The sequence below is a fragment of the Rhizobium sp. N324 genome (assembly GCF_001664485.1).
Lineage (GTDB): Bacteria > Pseudomonadota > Alphaproteobacteria > Rhizobiales > Rhizobiaceae > Rhizobium.
This window is the reverse complement of sequence record NZ_CP013630.1, coordinates 180,312-205,404: the sequence shown is the minus strand read 5'-3', so window position 1 is coordinate 205,404 and position 25,093 is coordinate 180,312. Positions and strand designations below refer to the sequence as shown.

At 62.7% G+C, this 25,093-nt stretch carries 26 protein-coding genes and 1 other RNA gene; 16 read left to right on the top strand and 11 right to left on the bottom strand.

What is annotated here, in order from left to right:
- Positions 1–117 precede the first annotated feature (117 nt).
- From AMK05_RS00945 to AMK05_RS00930, 4 genes are all read left to right on the top strand, one after another.
- Positions 118–2,454 carry a transglycosylase domain-containing protein gene (locus AMK05_RS00945; protein ID WP_064835720.1) on the top strand — a complete coding sequence of 779 codons (2,337 nt, stop codon included), beginning with the start codon at positions 118–120 and terminating at the stop codon, positions 2,452–2,454.
- A 281-nt stretch (positions 2,455–2,735) separates the two neighbouring features.
- Positions 2,736–4,652, top strand: a complete 1,917-nt coding sequence (gene dnaK, locus AMK05_RS00940) for a molecular chaperone DnaK (RefSeq protein ID WP_064835718.1) — start codon at positions 2,736–2,738, stop codon at positions 4,650–4,652.
- An 85-nt stretch (positions 4,653–4,737) separates the two neighbouring features.
- Complete coding sequence (gene dnaJ / locus AMK05_RS00935; RefSeq protein ID WP_012559503.1) at positions 4,738–5,868, top strand: molecular chaperone DnaJ; 1,131 nt, start codon at positions 4,738–4,740, stop codon at positions 5,866–5,868.
- Between the two features lie 317 nt (positions 5,869–6,185).
- Complete coding sequence (locus AMK05_RS00930) at positions 6,186–6,386, top strand: hypothetical protein (RefSeq protein WP_049731246.1); 201 nt, start codon at positions 6,186–6,188, stop codon at positions 6,384–6,386.
- Positions 6,387–6,449: 63 nt separating this feature from the next.
- Here the strand turns inward: AMK05_RS00930 and AMK05_RS00925 are convergent, their stop codons facing one another.
- Positions 6,450–6,815, bottom strand: coding sequence for a helix-turn-helix domain-containing protein (locus AMK05_RS00925; protein WP_064835716.1), 366 nt, complete (start codon positions 6,813–6,815; stop codon positions 6,450–6,452).
- A gap of 373 nt (positions 6,816–7,188) precedes the next feature.
- Here AMK05_RS00925 and recF point away from each other — a divergent pair, with 373 nt between their 5' ends.
- The 3 genes from recF to AMK05_RS00910 are packed head-to-tail and all read left to right on the top strand — an operon-like array spanning position 7,189 to position 9,616.
- Positions 7,189–8,313, top strand: coding sequence for a DNA replication/repair protein RecF (gene recF / locus AMK05_RS00920; protein ID WP_064835714.1), 1,125 nt, complete (start codon positions 7,189–7,191; stop codon positions 8,311–8,313).
- The gene (locus AMK05_RS00915) at positions 8,310–9,134 is read left to right on the top strand and encodes a molybdopterin-synthase adenylyltransferase MoeB (RefSeq protein ID WP_064835712.1); all 825 of its coding nucleotides are present in this window, start codon (positions 8,310–8,312) and stop codon (positions 9,132–9,134) included. The genes recF and AMK05_RS00915 overlap by 4 nt, the downstream gene beginning before the upstream one ends.
- Entirely contained in the window at positions 9,131–9,616 is a 486-nt protein-coding gene (locus AMK05_RS00910) for a GNAT family N-acetyltransferase (protein WP_064835710.1), read from the top strand. Before AMK05_RS00915 ends, AMK05_RS00910 begins: the two co-directional genes overlap by 4 nt.
- 17 nt (positions 9,617–9,633) lie before the next feature.
- Here AMK05_RS00910 and AMK05_RS00905 read toward each other — a convergent pair whose 3' ends face one another.
- Entirely contained in the window at positions 9,634–10,635 is a 1,002-nt protein-coding gene (locus AMK05_RS00905) for a 2-hydroxyacid dehydrogenase (protein ID WP_064835708.1), read from the bottom strand.
- 185 nt (positions 10,636–10,820) lie between these two features.
- On the opposite strand from AMK05_RS00905, the gene AMK05_RS00900 reads away from it, so the two are divergent.
- Positions 10,821–11,360 carry an SH3 domain-containing protein gene (locus tag AMK05_RS00900; protein ID WP_049731252.1) on the top strand — a complete coding sequence of 180 codons (540 nt, stop codon included), beginning with the start codon at positions 10,821–10,823 and terminating at the stop codon, positions 11,358–11,360.
- On the opposite strand, the gene AMK05_RS00895 is transcribed toward AMK05_RS00900, so the two are convergent.
- Positions 11,353–12,345, bottom strand: coding sequence for an adenosine kinase (locus AMK05_RS00895; protein WP_064835706.1), 993 nt, complete (start codon positions 12,343–12,345; stop codon positions 11,353–11,355). The genes AMK05_RS00900 and AMK05_RS00895 overlap by 8 nt on opposite strands.
- Positions 12,346–12,816: 471 nt before the next feature.
- Between AMK05_RS00895 and AMK05_RS00890 the strand changes: the two genes are divergently transcribed.
- Positions 12,817–13,764 (top strand): AEC family transporter, encoded by a 948-nt coding sequence (locus AMK05_RS00890; RefSeq protein ID WP_064841229.1) that lies wholly within the window; start codon positions 12,817–12,819, stop codon positions 13,762–13,764.
- Between the two features lie 72 nt (positions 13,765–13,836).
- On the opposite strand, the gene AMK05_RS00885 is transcribed toward AMK05_RS00890, so the two are convergent.
- Positions 13,837–14,403, bottom strand: a complete 567-nt coding sequence (locus tag AMK05_RS00885) for a c-type cytochrome (RefSeq protein ID WP_064835704.1) — start codon at positions 14,401–14,403, stop codon at positions 13,837–13,839.
- A 153-nt stretch (positions 14,404–14,556) separates the two neighbouring features.
- On the opposite strand from AMK05_RS00885, the gene AMK05_RS00880 reads away from it, so the two are divergent.
- On the top strand, positions 14,557–15,312 hold the full coding sequence (locus AMK05_RS00880; protein WP_064835702.1) for a 3-deoxy-manno-octulosonate cytidylyltransferase: 756 nt from the start codon (positions 14,557–14,559) through the stop codon (positions 15,310–15,312).
- 123 nt (positions 15,313–15,435) lie between these two features.
- Positions 15,436–16,290 (top strand): prephenate dehydratase, encoded by an 855-nt coding sequence (locus AMK05_RS00875; RefSeq protein ID WP_064835700.1) that lies wholly within the window; start codon positions 15,436–15,438, stop codon positions 16,288–16,290.
- A gap of 57 nt (positions 16,291–16,347) precedes the next feature.
- On the opposite strand, the gene AMK05_RS00870 is transcribed toward AMK05_RS00875, so the two are convergent.
- The 5 genes from AMK05_RS00870 to AMK05_RS00850 form a co-directional block, all read right to left on the bottom strand.
- Entirely contained in the window at positions 16,348–16,716 is a 369-nt protein-coding gene (locus AMK05_RS00870; RefSeq protein ID WP_064835698.1) for a VOC family protein, read from the bottom strand.
- 133 nt (positions 16,717–16,849) lie between these two features.
- On the bottom strand, positions 16,850–17,110 hold the full coding sequence (locus AMK05_RS00865) for a hypothetical protein (RefSeq protein WP_064835696.1): 261 nt from the start codon (positions 17,108–17,110) through the stop codon (positions 16,850–16,852).
- A gap of 146 nt (positions 17,111–17,256) precedes the next feature.
- Complete coding sequence (locus tag AMK05_RS00860; protein WP_064835694.1) at positions 17,257–17,949, bottom strand: helix-turn-helix transcriptional regulator; 693 nt, start codon at positions 17,947–17,949, stop codon at positions 17,257–17,259.
- A 4-nt stretch (positions 17,950–17,953) separates the two neighbouring features.
- Positions 17,954–18,913, bottom strand: a complete 960-nt coding sequence (gene nudC / locus AMK05_RS00855) for an NAD(+) diphosphatase (protein ID WP_064826674.1) — start codon at positions 18,911–18,913, stop codon at positions 17,954–17,956.
- Positions 18,910–19,320 carry an HIT domain-containing protein gene (locus AMK05_RS00850; protein ID WP_064835692.1) on the bottom strand — a complete coding sequence of 137 codons (411 nt, stop codon included), beginning with the start codon at positions 19,318–19,320 and terminating at the stop codon, positions 18,910–18,912. Before AMK05_RS00850 ends, nudC begins: the two co-directional genes overlap by 4 nt.
- 89 nt (positions 19,321–19,409) lie before the next feature.
- Between AMK05_RS00850 and ffs the strand changes: the two genes are divergently transcribed.
- The 3 genes from ffs (at position 19,410) to AMK05_RS00835 (ending at position 21,773) form a co-directional block, all read left to right on the top strand.
- Positions 19,410–19,506: signal recognition particle sRNA small type (ffs, locus tag AMK05_RS00845), an RNA gene on the top strand.
- Between the two features lie 45 nt (positions 19,507–19,551).
- Entirely contained in the window at positions 19,552–21,429 is a 1,878-nt protein-coding gene (locus tag AMK05_RS00840) for a DNA polymerase III subunit gamma/tau (protein WP_064835690.1), read from the top strand.
- 20 nt (positions 21,430–21,449) lie between these two features.
- Positions 21,450–21,773 (top strand): YbaB/EbfC family nucleoid-associated protein, encoded by a 324-nt coding sequence (locus AMK05_RS00835; RefSeq protein ID WP_064693315.1) that lies wholly within the window; start codon positions 21,450–21,452, stop codon positions 21,771–21,773.
- Between the two features lie 85 nt (positions 21,774–21,858).
- On the opposite strand, the gene AMK05_RS00830 is transcribed toward AMK05_RS00835, so the two are convergent.
- On the bottom strand, positions 21,859–22,476 hold the full coding sequence (locus AMK05_RS00830; protein ID WP_171899734.1) for an MOSC domain-containing protein: 618 nt from the start codon (positions 22,474–22,476) through the stop codon (positions 21,859–21,861).
- Between the two features lie 57 nt (positions 22,477–22,533).
- Here AMK05_RS00830 and recR point away from each other — a divergent pair, with 57 nt between their 5' ends.
- Together recR and AMK05_RS00820 are read left to right on the top strand one after the other, a co-directional pair.
- Positions 22,534–23,139 carry a recombination mediator RecR gene (gene recR / locus AMK05_RS00825; RefSeq protein ID WP_003589338.1) on the top strand — a complete coding sequence of 202 codons (606 nt, stop codon included), beginning with the start codon at positions 22,534–22,536 and terminating at the stop codon, positions 23,137–23,139.
- Positions 23,140–23,354: 215 nt separating this feature from the next.
- A complete protein-coding gene (locus tag AMK05_RS00820; RefSeq protein WP_064835686.1) occupies positions 23,355–24,626 on the top strand; it encodes a lytic murein transglycosylase in 1,272 nt (423 codons plus the stop codon).
- Between the two features lie 4 nt (positions 24,627–24,630).
- Here the strand turns inward: AMK05_RS00820 and AMK05_RS00815 are convergent, their stop codons facing one another.
- Positions 24,631–25,086, bottom strand: coding sequence for a GNAT family N-acetyltransferase (locus AMK05_RS00815; protein WP_064835684.1), 456 nt, complete (start codon positions 25,084–25,086; stop codon positions 24,631–24,633).
- Positions 25,087–25,093: the final 7 nt, after the last annotated feature.

Here is a 25,093-nt window from a genome sequence, read left to right as displayed (position 1 = left end):
CAGCAGTTCAAAGTGCTGCCGCGTCCTTTGCGCGTCTTTTGATGCGTGGCGCAGTAGAAGAGTGCCGTTGTGCGAAGTCACGCTTCGCGATCGAACATGGGGTGTGACCGGTCGGCGATGGCGGGCAGAGGTAGATCAGGCGACAGAATCGAACCGTCCTTCAGCGGCCGCCCGGCACGCGACGATGACCAGTTTTCCCTCGATGCCGATGACCGCATTGCCGGGAGCCGATCCACACGGCGTGGCAGCTCCAAGCCGCCGCCGGAACGCCCTGCCCCGCGGCGGCGGCGCGAGCCGCGGGAGCGCGAAGGCGGCAGTTTTTTCGGCTTCCTGCGCCGGGTGGTCTACTGGTGTATCGTGCTGTTCATCTGGGTCGGCATCGGCGTTGCCGGGCTTGTCGTCTATTATGGCTCGCGCATGCCGAGCGCCAGCACTTGGGCGATTCCGGAACGACCACCGAACGTCAAGATCACCGCCGTCGACGGCAGCGTCATCGCCAATCGCGGCGCCACCGGCGGCGAGGCGTTGTCGCTCGAAAACATGTCGCCCTATATTCCGGAAGCCGTCATCGCCATCGAGGACCGGCGTTTCTATTCGCATTTCGGCGTCGACCCGCTCGGCCTCGGCCGGGCGATCGTCACCAACTTCACGGCCGGCCACATGGTGCAGGGTGGCTCGACGCTGACGCAGCAGCTTGCCAAGAACCTCTTCCTCTCCCCTGAAAGGACGCTGGAACGCAAGGTGCAGGAGGTGCTGCTTTCGCTCTGGCTGGAGCAGAAATACACCAAGGACCAGATCCTTGCCATGTATCTCAACCGGGTGTTCTTCGGATCGAACGCCTATGGCGTCGAGGCGGCGTCGCGCCGTTATTTCAACAAGTCGGCGCGTGACGTCAACCTCGGAGAGGCCGCGGTGCTGGCCGGCCTGCTCAAGGCGCCGTCGCGACTTTCGCCGGCCCGCGACCCGGACGCCGCCAATGCGCGCGCGCAGCTCGTGCTTGCGGCAATGCGCGAACAGGGCTTCATCACCGATTCCGAGGTCAAGACCGCAATGTCGCAGACCCCGGCTTCCGCCAAGAGCTATTGGTCTGGTGCCGGACACTATGTCGCCGACATGGTGATGGACGAGCTGCCGGGCCTGATCGGCGACGTCAAGGAGGACGTCATCGTCGATACCACCATCGACAAGTCGCTGGAGAAGAAGGCCGAGCAATCGCTGGTCGACGTGCTCGACAAGGAGGGCGGAAAGCTCGACGCCTCTCAGGCGGCGTTGGTGTCGATCGACGGCACCGGCGCAATCCGGGCGCTCGTCGGCGGCAGGGACTATGCGACGAGCCAGTTCAACCGCGCCGTTAAGGCCAAACGCCAGCCAGGCTCCTCGTTCAAGCCCTTCGTTTATGCCGCCGCACTCGAAAAAGGACTGACGCCCTTTTCGGTGTTCAACGACGCGCCGATCCGTATCGGTGACTGGACGCCCGAAAATTACGAGAAGAAATACAATGGCGAGGTAACGCTGGCGACCGCACTCGCCAAGTCGCTGAACACGGTGGCCGCTCAGCTGGTGATGTATGACGGGCCGGATCAGGTGATCAAGCTCGCCCACCGGCTCGGCATCGAAAGCGAGCTGCAGCCGAACGCCTCGATCGCGCTCGGCACGTCCGAGGTGTCGCTGATGGAGCTCACCGCCTCCTATGCGGCCTTCATGAACGGCGGCTACAAGGCGACGCCGCACGTCATCCGCCGGGTGACGACCGCCGAGGGCAAGGTTCTCTACGAAAACACCTATGACAGCCCCCCGCGCGTGCTGTCCGAGCAGATCGCCGCCGAGATGGATGCGATGATGATGGGCGTCATCGACAACGGCACCGGCAAGAGCGCCAAGATCCCCGGCTGGCAGGCAGCGGGAAAGACCGGCACGACGCAGAATTCGCGCGACGCGCTTTTCGTCGGCTTCACCAGCAACCTCACCACCGGCGTCTGGTTCGGCAATGATGACGGCAAGCCGATGAAGAAGGTGACGGGCGGCGGTCTTCCTGCCAAAGCCTGGAAGGAATTCATGATCGCCGCCCATAAGGGTCTTTCGCCGGCGCCGCTCTTCGGCAACGGCCAGCTGATCGACGATCCCAATGGCCAGCCGATGGCGCAGACAGCACCAGGCGATGGACAGTTGGCCAACGGGCAGCCGATGACGGCAGAGGCGCCGCCCTCGACGATCGGCGGCATTATTTCCGGTGTCTTCGGCGGCGACGGCAATTCAAACCGCTATCCGCAGGCGCCTGTCCGGCAACCGAGCGCGACCTCCGGCAACGGGCCGGTTCCTCCAGGCGACATTGCCGAAGGCGGCGGTTCCGGCTACGACGGCATAGTGCCGCCCGGCGACGTCGGGGGGCCGCAGTCGACCTCTTCCGTCCAGCCGCGGCGCACGACGCTGCTCGATCTGATCATGGGCCAGTGAGATGTTTTGCTGCATGGCCTGGACAAACCGGATGGTCTATAAATCGGCCGCTTTCCGGACGGCGGGCGGGCTCGTTCCCGGCGACTGTCAAAATTGACTGCAACACATTCGTTTTGCTGGATTCCGGGCCATTTCCCGCCTTGCAGTCCAGAAAACCGCTCCTTATATACGCCGCATCACCGCAATCACGATTGCGTAATCTTAAGTAGACCCATCCCGTAAGGGGCTGTCAGGGAATGCCTTCTCGGGGTTCAGACAGCTTGCTTCAAGGAGAGAATGACATGGCAAAAGTAATTGGTATCGACCTTGGAACGACGAATTCCTGCGTCGCAGTCATGGACGGCAAGGACGCGAAGGTTATCGAGAATGCGGAAGGTGCGCGCACGACCCCTTCCATGGTGGCCTTTTCCGAGGATAGCGAACGCCTCGTCGGCCAGCCGGCCAAGCGCCAGGCGGTCACCAACCCGACAAACACGCTCTTTGCAGTCAAGCGCCTGATCGGCCGCCGCTATGAAGATCCGACCGTCGAGAAGGACAAGCACCTCGTTCCCTTCACCATCGTCAAGGGCGACAATGGCGACGCCTGGGTCGAAGCCAATGGCAAGGGCTACTCGCCCGCACAGATTTCCGCGATGATCCTTCAGAAGATGAAGGAAACCGCCGAGTCCTACCTCGGCGAAAAGGTCGAAAAGGCCGTCATCACCGTTCCCGCCTATTTCAACGACGCTCAGCGCCAGGCAACCAAGGATGCCGGCCGCATCGCCGGTCTTGAAGTTCTGCGCATCATCAACGAGCCGACCGCTGCCGCGCTCGCCTACGGCCTCGACAAAAAAGAAGGCAAGACGATTGCCGTCTACGACCTTGGCGGCGGCACCTTCGATATCTCGATCCTCGAGATCGGCGACGGCGTCTTCGAAGTGAAGTCCACCAACGGCGATACGTTCCTCGGCGGTGAAGACTTCGACATGCGTCTCGTCGAATATCTCGTCGGCGAATTCAAGCGCGACAACGGCATCGACCTGAAGAACGACAAGCTTGCCCTGCAGCGCCTCAAAGAAGCTGCCGAAAAGGCCAAGATCGAGCTTTCGTCCTCGCAGCAGACCGAAATCAACCTGCCGTTCATCACCGCCGATGCCTCCGGCCCGAAGCACCTGACGCTGAAGCTGACCCGCGCCAAGCTCGAGAGCCTGGTCGACGATCTGGTCCAGCGCACGATCGCGCCGTGCAAGGCAGCCCTCAAGGATGCCGGCGTCACCGCGGCCGAAATCGACGAAGTGGTTCTCGTCGGCGGCATGAGCCGCATGCCGAAGGTCCAGGAAGTCGTCAAGCAGCTGTTCGGCAAGGAGCCGCACAAGGGCGTCAACCCGGATGAAGTGGTCGCACTCGGCGCCGCCATCCAGGCCGGTGTTCTGCAGGGCGACGTCAAGGACGTGCTGCTGCTCGACGTCACGCCGCTGTCGCTCGGCATCGAAACGCTCGGTGGCGTCTTCACCCGCCTGATCGAACGCAACACGACGATCCCGACGAAGAAGAGCCAGACCTTCTCGACCGCCGAAGACAACCAGCAGGCCGTGACCATCCGCGTTTCGCAGGGCGAGCGTGAAATGGCTGCCGACAACAAGCTGCTCGGCCAGTTCGACCTCGTCGGCCTGCCGCCGTCGCCGCGCGGCATGCCGCAGATCGAAGTCACCTTCGACATCGACGCCAACGGCATCGTGCAGGTTTCGGCCAAGGACAAGGGCACCGGCAAGGAACAGCAGATCCGCATCCAGGCTTCCGGCGGTCTTTCCGACGCCGACATCGAGAAGATGGTGAAAGATGCCGAAGCCCATGCCACCGAGGACAAGAAGCGCCGCGAGGCCGTCGAAGCCCGGAACCAGGCCGAAAGCCTGATCCACTCGACCGAAAAGTCGCTGAAGGATTACGGCGACAAGGTTTCCGAGGCCGACCGCACCGCGATCTCCGATGCGATCGCCGCGCTGAAGACCGCTTCGGAAGCAACCGAGCCGGATGCCGACGACATCAAGGCCAAGACCCAGACGCTGATGGAAGTGTCGATGAAACTCGGCCAGGCGATCTATGAAGCGCAGCAGGCCGAAGGCGGCGCTGCCGGCGATGCCTCCGCGGAAGGCGGCGACAATGTCGTCGATGCCGACTACGAGGAAATCAAGGACGACGACCGCAAAAAGTCCGCGTAATCCGCGACGGCGTGGTTATGCTTCAACACTTGATCCGGCTGCTCACCATGGCAGCCGGAAATCCATTTCCGGGGTTTAATCCTTAATGGCAAAAGCGGACTTTTACGAAACTCTGGGTGTAGCCAAGACGGCGGATGAGAAAGAGCTGAAGAGCGCCTTCCGCAAGCTGGCGATGAAATTCCATCCGGACAAAAACCCGGATGACAAGGACGCCGAACGCAAGTTCAAGGAAATCAACGAAGCCTACGAGATGCTCAAGGACCCGCAGAAGCGGGCGGCCTATGATCGCTACGGCCATGCTGCTTTCGAGCATGGCGGCATGGGCGGCGGTGGCGGCGGCGGATTTGCCGGCGGCGGCTTCTCCGACATCTTCGAGGACATCTTCGGCGAGATGATGGGCGGCGGACGGGCGCGCCAACGCTCGTCGGGCGGCCGCGAGCGCGGCGCCGACCTTCGTTACAATATGGAAATCACGCTGGAAGAGGCCTTCTCCGGCAAGACGGCGCAAATCCGCGTTCCCACCTCGATCACCTGCGACGTCTGTTCGGGATCGGGCGCCAAACCCGGCACGCAGCCGAAGAATTGCGGCACCTGCCAGGGAAGCGGGCGCGTGCGCGCCGCACAGGGCTTCTTCTCGATCGAGCGGACCTGCCCGACCTGCCACGGCCGCGGCCAGATCATTCCCGATCCCTGCCCGAAATGCCACGGCCAGGGCCGGGTGACGGAGGAGCGTTCGCTCTCGGTCAACATTCCCGCCGGCATCGAGGACGGCACACGCATCCGCCTGCAGGGCGAGGGCGAAGCCGGCGCCCGCGGCGGACCGGCAGGCGACCTCTATATCTTCCTGTCGGTGAAGCCGCATGAATTCTACCAGCGCGACGGCGCCGATCTCTATTGCGCCGTTCCGATCTCGATGACGACGGCCGCGCTCGGCGGCACCTTCGACGTGGCGACGCTCGACGGCACCAAGTCGCGCGTCAGCGTGCCCGAGGGCACGCAGGCCGGCAAACAGTTCCGCCTGAAGAGCAAGGGCATGCCGGTGCTGCGTTCGGCGCAGACAGGCGATCTCTACATCCAGATCCAGATCGAGACGCCGCAAAAGCTGACCAAGCGCCAGCGCGAGCTGCTGCAGGAATTCGAGCAGCTTTCCTCCAAGGAGAACAATCCCGAATCGACGGGCTTCTTCGCCCGGATGAAGGAATTCTTCGAAGGCTGAGCCGCGATCGATAATCCATCTCGAAAGCCGGGGACGGAAACGTCTCCGGCTTTTTGGATTCCATGGGTCCCGATTTGGCACATCCACCGTTCGCATCGAGGAATTTGTCCCGGATCGGCACGACGGCGGAGCGGAACATGGCTTACATTAACGCAGCCGAATGATGCCGCTTGCAAGTTTTCCAAATGAATTCAGTCTCTGCCTTCAGCGCATAACCTTGAAAATCGGAATCGATATCAGGAAAGGATTTTGCGCGGACTCACAATGAGACAGCGTCCTTCAGACGCGCGGGAACAACCAAATCAAGGGTATCTGCCATGGCGCCAGCCTTTACCTCCCAGTCCGAAGACGTCGACGTTCTCGCCGGCGCCATCTACACATGGTGCGCCGAGCGCAACATCAAGCTTCGCAGCCAGCAGGGGCTTTCCATCGCCAGTATCGCCATCGACCTTTATCATGCCGGCCACCAGACCCAGGACGACCTGCTGATGGCGCTGCATGAATGCGAGATCCACTAACACTGGCGCTGACCGTGACATGCTGCAGAGCTTGAACGGGCGCCTGATCGGGCTCCGGCGAGATCAGGCCGCGCTTTCGACCGTTTCCCCACTCATGATCGTCAGGATGGTCTTGACCGCTTCCTTGCCGGCCGACGAGTTCAGCCTGTCATAGGTCAGTGCCAGCGCATAGGCGTCGGGGCTGAGTTCGATACGGCCGCCGAATTGCGACATGCCGGCTCCCTCGAACAGAGCGGAGATCTCGACATCGAGAAACATCGCGATCTGATGCAGCTTGCTGGCGGAAACGCGGTTCGTCCCTTTTTCGTATTTCTGGATCTGCTGGAAAGTCAGTCCGAGTGCTTCGCCAAGCTCGAGCTGCGACACACGGCGAAGGGCGCGAAACTGTCTTACGTTGCGACCAACGATAATATCAACCGGATCTGGCACTTCTTCACTCTCTGATACATAAACACTTCGTTTACCATATCGTTTTCACAGGATAACTCAACCGTACAGTTGCAAAATTCAACCAGCTTTTTTTTGGCCTTACGTTACGTCAGTCGCGGGAGCAATTGTGGCAAAACCTCGCATATCCGGGGCTAGCGGGCATTGAAAAAGACCGGCGGCCACCGCGCCCCGGCGACGTCGGAGCATCCGTCTTCAGGTTGTATTTTTAACGAGAATTCGGTCCCACGCGCCATTGCGCCCGAAACAGGTCCCTGCCGGCCAGTGGCGCCGGCGATCACCGCAGCAAAGCCGCGAGCCTTGCCATCAACGCCGCTTAGGCTTAGCTGTCACGCTTCACGATTCCGGACATTCGATGCCGCACAAGGTTGCTCTTTCCCGTCTGAAGCTGACAGACTTCCGCAATTATGCGGCGGCGGCCTTTGCCCTTGACGGCCGGCACGCCGTGCTGACGGGAGACAACGGCGCCGGCAAGACCAATCTGATGGAAGCGGTTTCGCTGCTGTCGCCGGGCCGCGGCCTGCGCCGGGCCGCCTATGGCGACATTACCCGTGTCGGCGCGGCCGGCCGTTTCTCGATCTTCGCCGCGCTCGACGGCATGGAAGGCGAAGTCGAAATCGGCACCGGCGTCGAAACCGGCGAAGAAACCACCATCCGCAGGCTGCGGATCAACGGTACTGCGGCCAAGACCGCCGACGAACTGACCGACCATCTGCGGCTTCTCTGGCTGACACCGGCGATGGACGGCCTGTTTACCGGCGCCTCCTCCGACCGGCGCCGCTTTCTCGACCGGCTGGTGCTGTCGCTTGATCCCGCCCATGGCCGCCGCGCCAGCGATTTCGAGCGCGCCATGCGCAGCCGCAACAAATTGCTGGATGAAGGCCGCTTCGACCCCTCCTGGCTTGCCGGCATCGAGGAACAGATGGCGAGCCTCGGCATCGCCATGGCGCTCGCCCGCCAGGAGATGCTCGGCCTGCTGACCCGGCTGATCGAGGAAACGCGCGAAAGCTCGCCCTTCCCTTCGGCATCGCTGCAGCTTTCGGGTTTTATGGATGGTCAGTTTTCGCGCCCGTCGGTCGACCTCGAGGACGAATACGCGGCCCTGCTGGCGGAGAGCCGCTACCGGGACGCCGGCGCAGGGCGGACGCTGGAGGGGCCGCACCGGGCCGATCTCATCGTGCATCACCGAGAAAAGGCGATGGAGGCGGAACGCTGCTCCACCGGCGAGCAGAAAGCGCTGCTAGTCGGCATGGTGCTAGCGCATGCGCGCCTCGTCGGCAATCTCACCGGCCATGCGCCGATCCTGCTGCTTGACGAGATTGCCGCCCATCTCGACGAGGGCCGCCGCGCCGCGCTGTTCGACCTCATCGACGGGCTCGGCGGCCAGGCCTTTATGACCGGCACCGATAGCGCGATGTTTTCGGCGCTCGGCGACAGGGCGCAGTTCTTCACGGTTGCCGAGGGAAGGGTGTTCGAATGAGCGAGGCGGCTTTTCCCGGCGGCGGGCGCCATGATAATATCGGCGCCATGGAACCGCTCAGCCCTGATGAAATCGCCCGCTATCACCGCCACATCCTGCTTCCCGAGATCGGCGGCGCCGGCCAGCAGAGGCTGAAAGCCGCCCGTGTGCTGGTGATCGGCGCAGGCGGCCTCGGTGCGCCGGTGCTGCAATATCTGGCCGCAGCCGGGATCGGCACGCTCGGTATCGTCGACGACGACCGGGTGTCGCTGTCGAACCTACAGCGCCAGGTGATCCATGATTCCGGTACGATCGGCGAATTGAAGACGGAAAGTGCTGCCGTCGCCATCGCCAGGCTCAATCCGCATGTCCGGCTGATCCGCTTCGAGGAGCGCTTTTCTCCGGAGACCGCCTCCCGGCAACTGTCCGGCTTCGATCTGCTGATCGACGGCTCCGACAATTTCGACACACGTTACGCCGCCGCCGATGCGGCCGAGGAAGCACGCATTCCGCTCGTCAGCGGCGCGGTCGGGCGTTTCGACGGCTCGGTAACGGTTCTCAAGCCCTATGAGAGCGCCGAGGACGGGACGCCCAACCCTTGTTATCGTGACCTGTTTCCGGAAGCGCCGCCGGCGGGGCTGATTCCATCTTGCGCCGAGGCCGGCATCATCGGCGCGTTGACCGGCGTCATCGGTACGATGATGGCGATGGAGGCGATCAAGCTCGTCACCGGCAGCGGCGAACCGCTGATCGGACGGCTGCTGCTCTATGACGCGCTCAAGGCCCGGTTCGACACTGTCCGCTACAAAAGACGCCACACCACACAAAGACAGGCCGGATGACGATTATTCCTCTTGATCATAATTTCACGCGCTGGGATGAACTGCTCGCGCTCATCCTCGCCTCCTTCGCCTCGATGAACGGCAGGATCGATCCGCCGTCCTCGGCGCTCGCGCTGACGGCGGAGTCGCTGGCCGAAAAGGCCAGGGCCGAGATCGGCCATGTCGCCATCGACGGCGAAAAGCTGATCGGCTGCCTATTCCTGCGGCCGGAGGCCGACTGTCTCTATGTCGGCAAGCTCGCCGTTCTGGCCGGGCTTCAGGGCAAGGGCCTCGGCAGGCGGCTGTTGACGATTGCCGAACAGACGGCCGCAAGGCTCGGTCTTCCCGCTTTGCGGCTGGAAACGCGCATCGAACTCACCGACAATCACGCCGTCTTTACCGCCTGGGGATTTTTGAGAACCGCCGAAAAGGCGCATCCCGGCTTTGCCAGAACGACATTCGTCGAGATGCGCAAGATTCTCCCGCCGATCCGCCCCGCCTGAATCCAGTTTAGCCTGCTTCAACGGCCGGGCAGCACCCGGTTCGGCGGCCTGTGACCGTCGATGAAGGTGCGGATATTGATGATGACCTTGTCGCCCATATCGATGCGGCCTTCGATCGTCGCCGAGCTCATATGCGGCAGCAGCACGACCTTGCCCTCATTGGCGAGCTTGACGAGCTTCGGATTGACGGCAGGCTCGTTTTCGAAGACGTCGAGGCCGGCGCCGGCGATCCGGCCCTCCCTCAGAGATTTGATCAGCGCCGCTTCATCGACCACATCGCCGCGCGCGGTGTTGACGAGATAGGCGGTCGGCTGCAGCAGCGCCAGCCGGCGCGCCGAGATCAGGTGGAAGGTCGCCGGCGTCGACGGACAATTGACCGAGACGATGTCGACGCGGGCGAGCATCTGGTCGAGGCTTTCCCAATAGGTCGCCTCCAGTTCATCCTCGACGGCCGGATTGACGCGCTTGCGGTTGTGGTAGTGGATCGACAGGCCGAAAGCCTTGGCGCGGCGGGCGACCGCCGTGCCGATGCGGCCCATGCCGACGATGCCGATGCGCTTGCCGTGAATGCGCCGGCCGAGCATCCAGGTGGGAGACCAGCCCGCCCATTCGCCCGGCTTGTCGGTCAGCACGCGCGCACCTTCGCCGAGCCTTCTCGGAACCGCGAGAATAAGCGCCATGGTCATATCGGCGGTATCCTCGGTCAGGACGTTCGGCGTGTTGGTGACGGTAATGCCCTTGCGCGCCGCCGCCTCGACGTCGATATGGTCGGTGCCGTTGGAAAAGCTCGCAATCAGCTTCATCTGCGGCCCGGCTTGATCGATCAGCGCCGCGTCGATGCGATCGGTGACGGTCGGCACCAGCACGTCGGCGGTCTTGACGGCGGCGACGAGCTCGGGAACCGAACGCGGCGCGTCGTCGATGTTCAGCTCGGCGTCGAAGAGCTCGCGCATGCGGGTTTCGACGGCATCGGGCAGCTTGCGGGTGATGTAGACCTTCGGTTTTTTCTTCGCTGTCATGGCTGGCTGTGGTGCCTTGTTCAGAGGTCTTTAACCAAGAGGGGTGATAATTTTCCCATCCGGGCATTTTCTACCAGACCCGCACGCGAAGACAAACAAAACTCGCGGTGCAGCCGTGGGAATGTCAGAGCCCGGACCGCGAGCAGGCCGGGCCTGCCCGCGAATTCGAGCAAACGGAAACTTCCATGCGCAGCAAAGTCCTGAAGTCCTGCCTTGCCCTTGCCATCGCTCTGGCCGCCTCCATGGGAACTGTCGAATTCGCCCATGCGCAGGCCGCCAAGGGGCCAAGCGGGCTGCCATTGCCGCGTTTCGTCACGCTGAAATCCAAGCGCGTCAACCTGCGCATCGGCCCGGGAACGGATTATGCCGTTTCGTGGATGTACTTGAAATCCGGCCTGCCGGTGGAGATCATCCAGGAATACGACAACTGGCGCCGCATCCGCGATGCCGACGGCACCGAAGGCTGGGTCAACCAATCGCTGCTGTCAGGCCAGCGCGCGGCGATCGCCGCCCCGTGGATGAAGACGAAGGCCAAGGGCGTGTTCGTCAATCTGCGCCGCGAGGCGCAGCCTTCCGCATCGATCGTTGCCAAGCTGGAACCCGGCGTGATGCTGACGATCGGCGAGTGCAACGGCGACTGGTGCCGCGCCGAAACCGACGGCGCCTCCGGTTGGGTAGCGCAGTCGGAAATCTGGGGCGCCTATCCCGGCGAAGCCTTTAAATAAGCCCTGCCTGCCTGGCAGCCTCGGACAGCGAGGTCATCGGGCGCGGGCCGATCTGCTGGATGACGATGCCGGCGGCGAGGCAGCCGAGCTTGCCGCAATCCTCCAGCGAGCGCCCCTGGGTATAGCCGTAAAGGAAGCCGGAGGCGAAGAGATCGCCGGCACCCGTCGTATCGACGACTTCCCTGATCCTGATCGCATCGACGTAATAACGCTCGCGGCCCTTCAGGATGACGGCGCCATCCTCGCTCATCGTCACGGCGGCGATCTTGCAATCGGCGGCGATCCTGTTCAGCGCCTCTTCGAAATCATCGGTTTCGTAGAGCGACAGCGCTTCCTGGCGATTGGCGAAGACGATATCGATCTTGCCGGAGCGCATCAGATCGAGGAATTCGCCGCGATAACGGCCGACGCAGAAACTGTCGGACAGCGTCATCGACACTTCCCGGCCGTTTTGATGGGCGATGCGGGCACAATCGAGGATCGCTTCCTTGGCGCGCGGCGGGTCCCAGAGATAACCTTCGAAATAGGTGACCTTGGCGTCGGCCACGACATCGGCCTCGACGTCCTCGGGCCCGAGTTCGACGCAGGCGCCGAGATAGGTGTTCATCGACCGCTCGCCGTCCTCGGTGACGAAGATCATCGAACGCGCCGTTGGCGGAAAGGTGCCCTTGGGCTTCGTCTGGTAGTGAACGCCCTGGGCGCGAATGTCGTGGGTGAAGATGTCGCCGAGCTGATCGGCAGCGACATTGCCGAAATAGGCAGCCTTGCCGCCGAGGTTCGCAACGCCGGCCGCCGTATTGCCGGCGCTGCCGCCGGAGGCTTCCAGCGCCGGCCCCATGCGCGAATACAAGAGTTCGGCCCGTTCGGCGTCGATGAGGTTCATCGCCGCCTTGGTGATCTGGTTGTCAATGAGGAACTGGTCGTCGCAACGGGCAATAATGTCCACGATTGCGTTGCCGACTGTCAGAACATCGAATCTTGTCATGAAATGGGGAGTCCCGGATTTGTGATAGCCGGGGTTTGGTCTTAGCGAAATTTCCGCGCTTTGGAAGAATAAATGGTGGATGGCGCGGCTATTTCTTCGCAAACTGCCGCCTATTCGTCATGCCCCTGTCATTTTCCGAATCTAGAAATAGTCGCAAGAAGACCGGCATGAGCAGCTTTCGGTTGCAGCCGGGCGCACGAGGGATGATGCCCTCGATCTTACCGGCGCGATGCTGACCACGGATGAACTGGCAGCTTTGCGATCGGATATCCGGCAAGGCCGGAGCGGAAAAGCGGGCTGTGCCCGCTTTTTTTGTTTTCCGAATGCCGCCGGAGCGGCGGCGATTGCCTTTTCAATCCAAGCCGTTTGCTGCTACTGCATAAGGAATTCAAAGTGCTGCTGCGTCCTTACGCGTCTCACGAGAGGCGCGGCGCTGTGGTCGTTTATTCCCCGCGCAAAGCAGCCTCCCCCATGTCAGCTATCATTCTCGACGTTCTTCCCATTTTCATCCTGATCCTCATCGGCTGGGTGATCGTCCGCAGCGGCTTGATGGCATCGAATGTCGGCGAAGCGCTCAGCGAATTCGTCTTCAAGATCGCCGTGCCGCTCTTACTCTTCCGCACCATCGCCGAGGCGGATTTTCACGGCGCCTCGCCTTTCCGGCTGTGGATCGTCTATTTCTCAGGCGTTGCGATCACCTGGGCGACCGGCCATATCGCCGCCACACGCCTCTTCGGCCGCGACGAGCGGATCGGCGTGCTGGCCGGCGTTTCCTCGGCTTTCGCCAATAATATCTTCATCGGCCTGCCGCTCGTTGAGCGCACGGTCGGCGACGAAGGACTGGTGGCGCTGTCGATCCTGCTCGCCGTGCATCTGCCGGTGATGATGGTCGCCGGCACGGTGCTGATGGAGCATGCCGAGCGCAAGATCGCCGGCAAAAGCGATCGCAGCATGGTGCTGGTGCTGCGCCAGATCGCCGTCAATCTGGTGCGCAATCCGCTGGTGATCGGGCTTGCGGCCGGCATGGCCATGCATCTTTCCGGTCTCGCCATGCCGGTCACCCTGGCAACCGTCGTCAAGCAGATCGCCGGCATTGCCGGTCCGGCGGCGTTGATCTCGCTCGGCATGGCGCTGGAGAAATACGGCATCTCCGGCAATCTCGGTATCGCCAGCGTGACATCGAGCTTGAAGCTGCTGCTGCTGCCCGGCTGCGTCTGGGCGGCGAGCCATCTACTCGGCCTCAGCCCGGCATGGACGGCGGCGATCGTGCTGACATCCTCGGTGCCCACGGGCGTCAATGCCTGGCTGATCGCCAACCGATTCGGCGTCGGCCATAGCATTGCTGCCTCGACGATCACCGTGACGACGGCGCTCGGCGCCATCACCGTCTCGCTCTGGGCCTATTTCCTGGGGGCCTGAACACGCTCCGCACAACAAAAAGCCCGGCTTCGCGGGCCGGGCTCTTCACGAGGTGCGATGGTTGCGTCCGCGTTACTGCGTCGCGGTGTTCGGGTCCGGCAGCGGTACCGGCGAATCGGCCAGCGTGTGCAGGTAAAGAATGACGTTGGCGCGGTCCTGATCCTTTGCCAGACCGGCAAAGCCCATCGCGGTGCCCGGAACGTCCTTCTTCGGCGCCAGCAGGAACTTGTTGAGGAATTCGAAGGTCCACTTTTCGCTGCTGCCCTTGGAGAAATCCTTCATGGCAGCGGAATAGGCAAAGCCCTCATGCGAGGCGATCGGGCGATCTACGACACCAAAGAGGTTGGGACCGACCTTGTTCGGTCCCCCTTTGGTGCCGTCATGACAGGCCTGACACTTCTTGAAGACCGTTTCACCGGCCTTGGCATCGGCAGAAGCAAGCAATTGCGCGATCGGAACGGCAGCAGCGGCAGGCGCAGCTTCGCCACCAGCGGCGGGCGCCTCTTCGGCAACGATCGCGAAACCTTCCTTTTCCGGTGCTTCGGAATGGAAGATCCCTTCGGACGCGATAGAGACCGACATCAGAACGAAAATCGTTCCGAGCAGCGCCCCCACGGCCGTATTGACGTATGAATTCATCTGCAATGCTCCCCTTGCAGCCGGCAGACCATAACCGGACCATCTTGAAATCGCGCGGAACCTATGTCTTTTGGCTGATCGTTGCAACTGTCTAAATGGTCTTGTGCGTGAGACTTTTTGACACTTTTCAGCCCGGAATAGAAGGCCCGACCCATGAGTGATTCAAATTTAGACGGTGTGCTCGTATTGATCCCGGCGCGGATGGCCTCCACCCGGCTTCCGGGCAAGCCGCTCGCCGATATTTGCGGGCTGCCGATGATCGTTCAGGTGGCGCTGCGCGCCAAGGAGGCGGCGATCGGCCGCGTCGTCGTCGCCGTCGACGACGCCAGGGTGTTCGACGCGGTTTCTGCCGCCGGCTTCGAAGTCGTCATGACCAGCTCGGATCACCAATCGGGTTCCGATCGGATCTTCGAGGCGCTGCAGAAAGTCGATCCTGCCGGCAAGGCGAAATTCATCGTCAACGTCCAGGGCGATCTGCCGACGATCGATCCGGCAACCGTGCGCGCGGCTTTGCGCCCTCTCGAGAACGAGGCGGTCGATATCGGCACGCTGACGACCGAAATCGACAATGAAGCGGATAAAACCGCGCCGCACATCGTCAAGGTCGTCGGTTCGCCGGTTTCCGACACCCGGCTGCGCGGGCTCTATTTCACGCGGGCGACCGCACCTTACGGCAAGGGTCCGCTCTACCACCATATCGGCCTTTACGCCTATCGGCGCGCGGCGCTGGAACGCTTTGTCTCGCTCGGACCTTCGACGCTCGAAAGGCGCGAATCGCTGGAGCAACTGCGGGCGCTGGAGGCCGGCATGCGCATCGACGCCGAGATCGTTGACACGGTTCCGCTCGGTGTCGATACTCCCGCCGACCTCGAAATAGCGCGGCGCATCCTCTCCGCCAGAACAGGATGATTTTAGGCTCGGTTGGCCTAAAATCTGAATCCTGTTCTCAATTAAAGAGTTAGAGCATGATGTCGTCCGAAAACCGCTCACACTTTTCGGCATCATGCTCTAAGTCGAACTGACGGAACTATCATGAACATCAAGACCAACAGGATCGCCTTCCAGGGCGAATTCGGCGCCAATTCCGACATGGCCAGCCGGGACATGTTTCCGACCATGGAGCCGCTGCCCTGCCAGACTTTCGAGGATGCGTTCACGGCGGTCGACAATGGCGACGCCGATATCGGGATGATCCCGATCGAGAACACGATCGCCGGGCGTGTCGCCGATATCCACCATCTGCTGCCCGAATCGCGGCTCCACATCATCGGCGAATATTTCATGCCGATCCGCTTCCAGCTAATGGTGCTGCCTGGCGTGACCAAGGACGAGATCCGCACGGTGCACAGCCATATCCACGCGCTCGGCCAGTGCCGCAAGATCGTCCGCGCCCATGGCTGGAAGCCTGTCATCGCCGGCGATACGGCGGGGGCGGCGAAGCTCGTCAAGGAAACCGGCGACCGGACGATGGCTGCGCTCGCGCCGCGCCTTGCCGCCGATCTCTACGGGCTCGAGATCGTCGCCGAAAACGTCGAGGATACGGAAAACAACGTCACCCGCTTCGTCGTGCTGTCGCGCGACGAGGAATGGGCGCAACGGAATTCGGCTGAGGAAAAGGTCGTCACCACCTTCGTCTTCAACGTCCGCAACATTCCGGCCGCGCTCTACAAGGCGCTCGGCGGCTTTGCCACCAACAACATCAACATGACGAAGCTCGAAAGCTATCAGCTCGGCGGACGATTCGTGGCGACACAGTTCTACGCCGATATCGAAGGCCATCCGAACGACCCGAACGTGCGCCGGGCCTTGGAGGAGCTGCGGTTCTTCTCCGAGAAGGTGCGCATCCTCGGCGTCTACACGGGGCATGCGATGCGAGGCCTGCTTTAGGTCTTTGTTCTATGCATGTGCCCGGAAGCGCTGCACATTCCGGGCACAACATCAGTATTATTTATCCGGCTCACAGACGCGCAGTCGATGACCGTCCGGGTCGAGCACGACGAAGGTCGGGCCGAAATCCAGTTCGGTCAGTTCCTGGGCGATCGGCAGGCCGCGGCCGCGCCAATCCTCATACTGCCGGGCGACGGCATTTTCCCCCGCCACCATGAACGCCACTTCGCCGCGGTTGCCGATGGCGGAGGGCTGCGGCTCGACCTTGCTGCGCCGCCAGAGGCCGAGGGTGAAGCCGCCCTCGAGTGGAAAGGCAACGAAATTCGGCGCTTCCACGGCCGGTTCTCGGTTCAGGAGGTTGCGGTAGAAGCTGGCGCTTTCGCCGGGGTCCTTGACGTAAAGGATTATCAGGTTGGGGCTGGGCATTTTCGGCTCTCCCGTTGATGTGAAATGGTAGGGACGACGGACCCGGCTGCTGCCAATGGATGGCAGCAGGATGTGGGGGCGCTGCAACTGCGGCGCCCCGTTTTCGTCCGGTGGAATGTCAATGGTGATGAATTTAGACTGGAAAACGATTCTCGCGGCGCGGGCCGCGCCCATCCATGAAGCCGAGGTCGCGCTTCAAGGAATCCGGTGTCGATTCCAGATCGAGTTTCGGGCGGCTTCCCCTGGGATTCCGGAGAAAGCCGATGACCAGTCGCAGCAAGCCGGAGCGCGCCGATTGGTGGGCGTCGGCAAAAGTTTCGGCCGAAATCACATCGGCAAAGGTCTCAGCGGTAAAACGCTCGTTGGCGAAATGGATGGCGGGAGGCATTGCCATGATCAGTACTCCTTCCCTAGCGCATCGGCACGATGCGCGGAACCTTGGATGCTACAGCGTCCTTTGCGCGTCCAAAGACGCGCGGCGCTGTAGTGGACTGGTACTGATGATAACGCCGACTGCTGACAGTTTATGGCAGCAGCGTTTCAGTTCTCGAGCGGCACGTCCTGCTCGCGCCATTCCTTGAGGAGAACCGTTCGGCGGCGCGGATAACGCACCTCGTGCAGCGTCATGTCGATAATGCGGTCGGTGCGGAAATGGCGGAAGTCCTGGCGCAACTCGCACCAGGCCATGAGGACCCGCACATGCTCGAAATAGCCGAGTGCGAAAGGCCAGACGCGGCGGCGCGAAATTCGACCCTGCTCGTCGCCATAGTGCAGTTCGAGAATACGCTCCAGACGGATCGCCCGGCGGATCGCCGAAACGTCAGCCTTGTCCTCGTCCCGGCGCTTGGGGCCGACGAAAAGGGCGGCCGAATCGATCATCTCCCGCATATCGGCCGGCAGCACCGCGGCTATCTTGGCCAGCGCATCGGCGCCGGCGCCGGCCAGGCGCGGTTCGGCGGCGCGCGCGACCCAGCGCGAGCCGAGGACCAGCGCTTCCAGTTCCTCCTCGGAGAACATCATCGGTGGCAGCATCAAGCCCGGCCTCAGCACGTAGCCGATCCCGGCTTCGCCTTCGATCATCGCCCCTTGGGCCTGCAGGCTGGCAATGTCGCGATAGAGCGTACGCAGGCTGACGCCGGTCTCCTCGGCAAGCACGGTGCCGGTCACCGGCCGCCGGTAACGCCGAAGCGTCTGGAGCAGCGTCAGCAGCCGTTCCGAGCGGGCGACCGGCATGGTGTTAGCGCTTCCACTCCACCCAGTCGCGCATCAGGCGGTGGGCGATCGCGCCTTTCGGCGGCGAGGCCTTGCCAGTCGCGCTCGGGCGTTCCAGCATCTCGATCGTTTCCTCGCGGGTGAACCAGCGGCAATCCTCGAGTTCGGTCTCGTCGCGGCTGATGTCGGTGGATTTCGCCTCGGCGTAACAGCCGATCATCAGCGAATGCGGCATCGGCCAGGGCTGCGAGGCGTGGTAGCGGATGCGGCCGGTGCGGATGCCCGATTCCTCCAGCGTTTCGCGGCGCACGGCGTTCTCGATGGTCTCGCCGGGTTCGACGAAGCCGGCGAGGCAGGAATACATGCCAGGTGCAAAATGCGGGCTGCGGCCGAGCAGGCAGAGGTCGCGGCTCTCGTCGATCGTCAGCATGATGACGACGGGGTCGGTGCGCGGAAAGATCATGTGTTCGCAGGCGGCGCAGACCCGCTTGTAGCCGCCGATGTGGATCTCCATCGCCGAGCCGCAGCGGCCGCAGAAGCGGTTGTCGCCATTCCAGCGGATGAGGCTCGCGGCCTGGGCGAATTCGCCGAGCAGCACCTCGTCGATCAGCATTTCGCGAAACAAAGTACGGCCGTCGGCAGGCTTGTAATGGCTGGCAAGATCGTCGACGTCGATGCCGACGGGGACGGCGAGCCGCGGCTCGCCCGATTTGCGGTAGCCGAGAAGCACGGTCTCGTCCCAATCCGGCTGCAATTCCTGCAGCTCGTAGCGGGCAAAAAGCGGATCGAGCACCTGGCCGTCATGCTTCAGCACCAGCCTGTCTCTGGCGAAGGCGAAGATATGCGTGCCGTCCCTTGCCAGCGCCTTTTCGACGGAGTGTTCGTCGCGATGCTCGGAATCGCGATTGAGGTCATTGGCGGCAAAAGCCGTGAGATTGCTGGGTTCGGGATGCGGCACATCCGAATCGAAAAGCGAATGACTCATGATGAAAGGGCTTCCCGCAGCTTCGCTATGAATTCGTCTCTCTTTCCGTCCTCGTAGGGTTCCGCGCGCCCGAACCCCCAGACGGGACCCGGCCAATTGGCGTCGCCTTCGAAGCGGGCAATGACATGAACATGAAGCTGGCGGACGATATTGCCAAGAGCCCCGACATTGATTTTTGCAGCACCGGTGATCTCTTTGAGCGCTTTGGCGACGAGGTCCGTCTCGAAGGCGAGCAGCACCTGGTCGAGCGGCGTCAGCTCGAAGATTTCGGTGATATCGGCCCGGCGCGGCACGAGAATGAGCCAGGGCCAGCGGGCATCCCTCGACAATCTGAGATCACAGAGGCCGGTGACCATGACGCTGGTGCTGTCGTTTTCCAGCCGGGGGTCGAGCACGAAACCGTTCAAAAGGCATTCCTCCCATGTTTTCCAACGACTAGCAGTTTTTTCGCATGTTGGCTTGCTTTTGATGACGATATTGCCGATATGTGCATCCGGGAGGTTGGTGGTGGACGAGCCACTCGCCAACCGGGTCAGGTCCGGAAGGAAGCAGCCCTAACGAGCCCGGCACGGGTCATCGTGCCAGCCTCCCACCTTCTCTCCACGAAGTGCCCGACGATCCGGGCGACAAGCAGGGCGATGAGCGACACCGAGCGACAATCAAAAGATGCCGCCTCGACGGGCACCGGATACCGGGTGCTGGCTCGCAAATACCGCCCCAAGGATTTCACGGACCTGATGGTCGGCCAGGAGCCGATGGTCCGCACCCTGACCAATGCCTTCGAGACCGGCCGCATCGCCCAGGCCTATATGCTGACCGGCGTGCGCGGCGTCGGCAAGACGACGACGGCACGCATCCTGGCGCGGGCGCTGAACTACAAGACGTCGGAGATCGACAAACCGACGATCGACCTTCGCACCCCCGGCGAGCACTGCCAGGCGATCATGGAAGGCCGGCATGTCGACGTGATCGAGATGGACGCGGCCTCCCATACCGGTATCGACGATATAAGAGAGATCATCGAGCAGGTGCGCTACCGCCCGGTTTCGGCGCGTTACAAGGTCTATATCATCGACGAAGTGCACATGCTCTCGACGCAGGCCTTCAACGGCCTGCTGAAGACGCTCGAAGAGCCGCCTGAGCATGTGAAATTCATCTTCGCCACCACCGAAATCCGCAAGGTGCCGATCACGGTGCTGTCGCGCTGCCAGCGCTTCGACCTGCGCCGCATCAGCGCGTCGGATCTCGTCGGGCTGTTTTCGACGATCGCCGCCAAGGAAGGCATCGAGGCCGAACCGGATGCGCTGGCAATGATCGCACGCGCGGCCGAAGGCTCGGCGCGCGACGGCCTGTCGCTGCTCGACCAGGCGATCGCCCATGGCGCCGGCGCCGTGCAGGCGGAAGCCGTGCGCGGGATGCTCGGCCTTGCCGACCGCGCCCGGATCGTCGATCTGTTCCAGCATGTCGTCAAGGGTGATGTGGCCGCAGCCCTCGGCGAATTTCAGAGCCAGTACGAGGCCGGCGCCAATCCGGTGGTGGTGCTGACCGATCTTGCCGATTTCACCCATCTGGTGACGCGGCTGAAATATGTGCCGGATGCGGCAAACGACCCTTCGCTCAGCGAAGTCGAGCGCACCAAGGCGGCGGAATTCGCCAAGGGCGTCGCGGTGACGACGCTGTCGCGCATCTGGCAGATGCTGCTGAAGGGCATTCCGGAAACGGAAGGCTCGTCGCGGACGGCGGGTGCGGCCGAAATGGTGCTGATCCGGCTCACGCATGCGGCGCATCTGCCGGCGCCCGAGGATGCAGCGCGGCGGCTTGCCGAATTTTCCGCCGACAATGCCGGCCCGCGGCCCGCCTCCCCGCCTTCCGGCAATGGCGGCGGCGGCACGCGCGTTCCCTATCAAAGCAGCGTCGCGGCGCGCGCGCCGGAAATCGCGCCCGGCAAGCCGCAGGCGTCCGCGCCGGTGGCGATGCTGCGCGCCGTGCCCAGCAGCCAGCCGGAGACCATGCCAGTCGGCCGGATCGAGACGAAACCGGCGGAGACACCGAAGCCGCTCGTCCCGGTCAATTCGATCAGTGATATCGTCGATCTCGCCGCCGAAAAACGGGACGTCAAGCTGAAGGCACTGGTGCGCAACTTCGTGCGGCCCGTCCGCATCGAATCCGGGCGGCTGGATGTGAACCTCACCGAGGGCGCACCGGGCACGCTGCTGAACGAGCTTGCCGTCAAACTGAAGGAATGGACGGGCATCCACTGGATCGTCAGCACCAGCCGCGAAGAAGGCGGACCGACGATGGTGGAGGCGGAAGCCAAGGCACAGCAACAGCGCGTCAGCGATGCCCGCCAGGACCCGGATGTCGCGGCGATCCTGGCGCAGTTTCCGGGCGCCAAGATCATCGACGTGCGCGTCAGGGCGCCGACGCCCGAGGAAGAAGCGGAAGAGGCGACGCCGCCTGCCGCCGCCGAATCGGAAGACGGTGATATCCTGCCCGGCGACGATATAGAATTCTGATTTCAAGAAGGAGCGAGACGATGCGCGACATCATGGGCATGATGGGCAAAGTCAAGGAAATGCAGGCCAAGATGGAGCAGATGCAGGCGGAGATCGCCGAGCTCACGGCCGAAGGCAAGGCGGGCGGCGGCCTCGTCACCGCCGTCATCTCGGGCAAGGGCGAGCTGAAGAGCCTGAAGATCGACCCGTCGCTGTTCAAGGAAGACGATGTCGAGATCCTCGAGGACCTGATCGTCGCCGCCCACAAGGACGCCAAGGACAAGGCCGAGGCGCTCGCCGCCGAAAAGACCAAGGCACTGACCGCCGGCCTGCCGATTCCACCCGGTTTCAAGCTGCCGTTCTGACAGCCGGCGATTCAATCTTTACTTTCACCACTGTTGCGATGGACGATGTAACAATCGCGTTCGCGACGCACCGGCAAGCCTGCGCCTACCGTTGCGCGTCAAGCATCGCGCGCAACTTGTAGTGAATAGGAGCAGCGAGATATCGCGCCCGGTCCGCCTCCGAAAGCCGTCGGCCAAAAGTTTCCATCAGTTCCGCCATTGTGACTTTTTCGCCGGGAAAGGACTGATGCTCCACCGGCATTCCGGCTTCGGCGACGCCGCCGCGGATGACGCGACAATAGATGCCGGGACGGGCGGCCACGGTATAACGTTTGACGAATTTCGGATCGGCCATCCTGGCGGCGAAGGTGGCGCAGGGAATGCGGCAGGCGCTGACCTCGAGGACGAGATCGCCTGAGACGAACCGGTCGCCGACGGCAACGTCGCGATTGTCGAGGTCTGAGATCACCATGTTTTCGCCGAACGTGCCTGACTCGTACGGACGGCCGAGTTGCTGCGTCCACCAATCGAGCGTCAGCGATCCCTCGATATAGACGGCCTGGTCGACGCCGCCATGGTGTTTGCGGTTGCAGATGGCATCGCCGACCAGCCCTTCGGCATCGATCATCACCGCGCCGTTGACGGCATGTTTGAAGATGCCGGTCTTGTAGCTCTTGCCCGGCAGCCGTTCCGGATTGCCGATGCATAGCGCCTGGATTTTCATGGGACGGCCGATCCTTCCGCGATTCCGTTTTCGCTGCATATCAGTTAAGAACGGCGCATGGCAAAACGAGTCACCGGCCCCGAAATCGAAAAACTCATCCAGCTTCTGGCAAAGGTGCCGGGCCTCGGGCCGCGCTCGGCGCGCCGGGCTGCACTGCACCTTATCAAGAAGAAGGACCAGTTGCTGGGGCCACTGTCGAATGCGATGGGCGAGGCTTACGACAAGGTGAAGATCTGCTCGCGCTGCGGCAATGTCGATACCGTCGATCCCTGCACCGTCTGCACCGACACGCAGCGCGATCAATCCATCATCATCGTCGTCGAAGACGTCTCCGACCTCTGGGCGCTGGAGCGGGCCGGCGCGATGAACGCCGCCTATCACGTGCTCGGCGGCACGCTGTCGCCGCTCGACGGGATCGGGCCCGACGATCTGAATATTCGCGGCCTGATCGACCGGATCGGCGAAGGCGGCATCCGGGAGCTGATCATCGCGGTCAACGCCACCGTCGAGGGACAGACGACCGCGCATTACATCACCGACCAATTGCAGGGGCTTGAGGTGAAGATCACCCGGCTGGCGCATGGCGTGCCGGTCGGCGGCGAACTCGATTATCTCGACGAGGGCACGCTGGCGGCGGCCCTTCGGGCGCGGACGGTGATATGAGGGATTTGTATATGTCGAAAGATACCCCCCTCTGCCCTGCCGGGCCCGGGGTCGAGCCGCGGGTCTCGACCCGTCCTTCGGACCCCCACAAGGGGGGAGATCGGCAAGTTTCACCGGCGTCGCGAAATCTTGACCGCGTGCCAGGCGGCGGCGATCTGCAGCGTTTGGTTCGGACGAGAGGGTGCCCCCAGCCGATCTCCCCCCTTGTGGGGGAGATGTCCGGCAGGACAGAGGGGGGTGTTCCACGACGGCTGCGGATACTCGCATTGGCGATAATGACCGCCGTCCTCCCTCTCCCCTCATATGCAGCCCCTTCGAAAGCCGACGTCGAGGCGCAGTTCGAGACCTGGGTGCAGAAGGATCTCTGGCCCGAGGCGAAAGCGAACGGTATTTCCGAGAAGACCTTCAAGGCGGCCTTCTCCGGCATTGAGCTGAACTGGAACCTGCCCGATCTCGCCCCGCCTGGTTTCCCGCCACCGAAGGAGCAGAAGCAGACGCAGGCGGAGTTTTCCTCGCCCGGTCCCTATTTCAACGAGGACCATCTGAAGAGGCTTGCCGCAACCGGGCGCGGCTTTGCCGCGCAATATGGCTCGACGCTGAAGCGGATCGAGAAGACCTATGGCGTGCCGGGCTCGATCGTGCTGGCCATCTGGGGCCGGGAGACCGGCTTCGGCGCTGCGAAGATCCCGAATCCGGCGATCGAGGTGCTGGCGACCAAGGCCTTCATGTCGACGCGCAAGGAGATGTTCCGCACCGAACTGATGGCGGCGCTGCATATTCTCGACGGCGGCGACGTGACGCCTGCCGAGTTCAAGGGTTCGTGGGCCGGCGCGCTCGGCCAGCCGCAGTTCATGCCGACGAGCTATCTGAAATATGCGGTCGATTTCGACGGCGACGGCCACCGCAATATCTGGACTTCGGTGCCGGATACGCTTGCCTCGATCGCCAACTATCTGGTCAAGAAGGGCTGGCAGCGCGACCGCGACTGGGGCTTCGAGGTGTCGATACCAGCGGCGGTCTCCTGCGCCCAGGAGGGGCCGGATCTGGCAAAGCCGCTGTCGCACTGGGCCTCGCTCGGCATCGACCGCATCTCCGGCAAGGGCTTTCCCGCCGGCGAGCTAAAAGCGCAAAGCATGATGCTGGTGCCGGCCGGCCGTGACGGGCCCGAATTCATCGTCACGCCGAATTTCTATATCATCAAGGAATATAATAATTCCGATCTCTACGCGCTCTATATCGGCAATCTCGCCGATCGGATCGCCTATAATGGCGGCGCCTTTCAAGGCCGATGGGGCGATGTCGGCAAGATGCTGCGCTCCGATGTCGCCGCCATGCAGAAGGCGCTGGAGCGGCAGGGCTACGATGTCGGCGGCCCCGACGGCCTGCCGGGTTACAAGACCCGGCGTTCGATCGGTGAATGGCAGGCGAAGAACGGCATGACGCCGACCTGCTTTCCCGAGGCGACGATGAAGGGCAAGCTGAAGTAGTTGTTCAGAGCGTGCGCTTCAGCCCTTCGTGGCTCGCCACGAAACCGAGCCTCTCGTAGAAGCGAATCGAATCCGCCCGCGTCTTGTCCGAGGTAAGTTGCACGAGGCCGCAGCCGCGCGCGGCGCATTCCCCGATCGCCCATTCGATGAAGGCGGAGCCGAGGCCCGAGCCGCGAACATCCCTTGCGACACGCACGCTTTCGATCTGGCCGCGCCACATGCCCGTCCTCGACAGGCCGGGGATGAAGCTCAGTTGCAGGCAGCCGACGACCCGATCGGAAGCGTCGATGGCGACGGCCAAGAGCTGATTGGGATCCGCCTCGATCGCCGCGAAGGCCGAGAGATAACGCGCATCGACGGGATCAGAGACGATCTCCCTGGCGTTGCCGAGATCGTCGTCGGCCAGAAGCCGGACGATCGTGACGAGATCCGACTGGCGGGCGAGCCTGAATTGATACATGGTCGTC

What these genes read in the sequence shown, in the direction of transcription:
- AMK05_RS00945 (WP_064835720.1), top strand. Translation starts at nt 118, where the DNA reads ATGGCGGGCAGAGGTAGATCAGGCGACAGAATCGAACCGTCCTTCAGC.
- dnaK (WP_064835718.1), top strand. Translation starts at nt 2,736, where the DNA reads ATGGCAAAAGTAATTGGTATCGACCTTGGAACGACGAATTCCTGCGTC.
- dnaJ (WP_012559503.1), top strand. Translation starts at nt 4,738, where the DNA reads ATGGCAAAAGCGGACTTTTACGAAACTCTGGGTGTAGCCAAGACGGCG.
- AMK05_RS00930 (WP_049731246.1), top strand. Translation starts at nt 6,186, where the DNA reads ATGGCGCCAGCCTTTACCTCCCAGTCCGAAGACGTCGACGTTCTCGCC.
- recF (WP_064835714.1), top strand. Translation starts at nt 7,189, where the DNA reads ATGCCGCACAAGGTTGCTCTTTCCCGTCTGAAGCTGACAGACTTCCGC.
- AMK05_RS00915 (WP_064835712.1), top strand. Translation starts at nt 8,310, where the DNA reads ATGAGCGAGGCGGCTTTTCCCGGCGGCGGGCGCCATGATAATATCGGC.
- AMK05_RS00910 (WP_064835710.1), top strand. Translation starts at nt 9,131, where the DNA reads ATGACGATTATTCCTCTTGATCATAATTTCACGCGCTGGGATGAACTG.
- AMK05_RS00905 (WP_064835708.1), bottom strand. Translation starts at nt 10,635, where the DNA reads ATGACAGCGAAGAAAAAACCGAAGGTCTACATCACCCGCAAGCTGCCC.
- AMK05_RS00900 (WP_049731252.1), top strand. Translation starts at nt 10,821, where the DNA reads ATGCGCAGCAAAGTCCTGAAGTCCTGCCTTGCCCTTGCCATCGCTCTG.
- AMK05_RS00895 (WP_064835706.1), bottom strand. Translation starts at nt 12,345, where the DNA reads ATGACAAGATTCGATGTTCTGACAGTCGGCAACGCAATCGTGGACATT.
- AMK05_RS00890 (WP_064841229.1), top strand. Translation starts at nt 12,817, where the DNA reads ATGTCAGCTATCATTCTCGACGTTCTTCCCATTTTCATCCTGATCCTC.
- AMK05_RS00885 (WP_064835704.1), bottom strand. Translation starts at nt 14,403, where the DNA reads ATGAATTCATACGTCAATACGGCCGTGGGGGCGCTGCTCGGAACGATT.
- AMK05_RS00880 (WP_064835702.1), top strand. Translation starts at nt 14,557, where the DNA reads ATGAGTGATTCAAATTTAGACGGTGTGCTCGTATTGATCCCGGCGCGG.
- AMK05_RS00875 (WP_064835700.1), top strand. Translation starts at nt 15,436, where the DNA reads ATGAACATCAAGACCAACAGGATCGCCTTCCAGGGCGAATTCGGCGCC.
- AMK05_RS00870 (WP_064835698.1), bottom strand. Translation starts at nt 16,716, where the DNA reads ATGCCCAGCCCCAACCTGATAATCCTTTACGTCAAGGACCCCGGCGAA.
- AMK05_RS00865 (WP_064835696.1), bottom strand. Translation starts at nt 17,110, where the DNA reads ATGGCAATGCCTCCCGCCATCCATTTCGCCAACGAGCGTTTTACCGCT.
- AMK05_RS00860 (WP_064835694.1), bottom strand. Translation starts at nt 17,949, where the DNA reads ATGCCGGTCGCCCGCTCGGAACGGCTGCTGACGCTGCTCCAGACGCTT.
- nudC (WP_064826674.1), bottom strand. Translation starts at nt 18,913, where the DNA reads ATGAGTCATTCGCTTTTCGATTCGGATGTGCCGCATCCCGAACCCAGC.
- AMK05_RS00840 (WP_064835690.1), top strand. Translation starts at nt 19,552, where the DNA reads ATGAGCGACACCGAGCGACAATCAAAAGATGCCGCCTCGACGGGCACC.
- AMK05_RS00835 (WP_064693315.1), top strand. Translation starts at nt 21,450, where the DNA reads ATGCGCGACATCATGGGCATGATGGGCAAAGTCAAGGAAATGCAGGCC.
- AMK05_RS00830 (WP_171899734.1), bottom strand. Translation starts at nt 22,476, where the DNA reads ATGAAAATCCAGGCGCTATGCATCGGCAATCCGGAACGGCTGCCGGGC.
- recR (WP_003589338.1), top strand. Translation starts at nt 22,534, where the DNA reads ATGGCAAAACGAGTCACCGGCCCCGAAATCGAAAAACTCATCCAGCTT.
- AMK05_RS00820 (WP_064835686.1), top strand. Translation starts at nt 23,355, where the DNA reads ATGTCCGGCAGGACAGAGGGGGGTGTTCCACGACGGCTGCGGATACTC.
- AMK05_RS00815 (WP_064835684.1), bottom strand. Translation starts at nt 25,086, where the DNA reads ATGTATCAATTCAGGCTCGCCCGCCAGTCGGATCTCGTCACGATCGTC.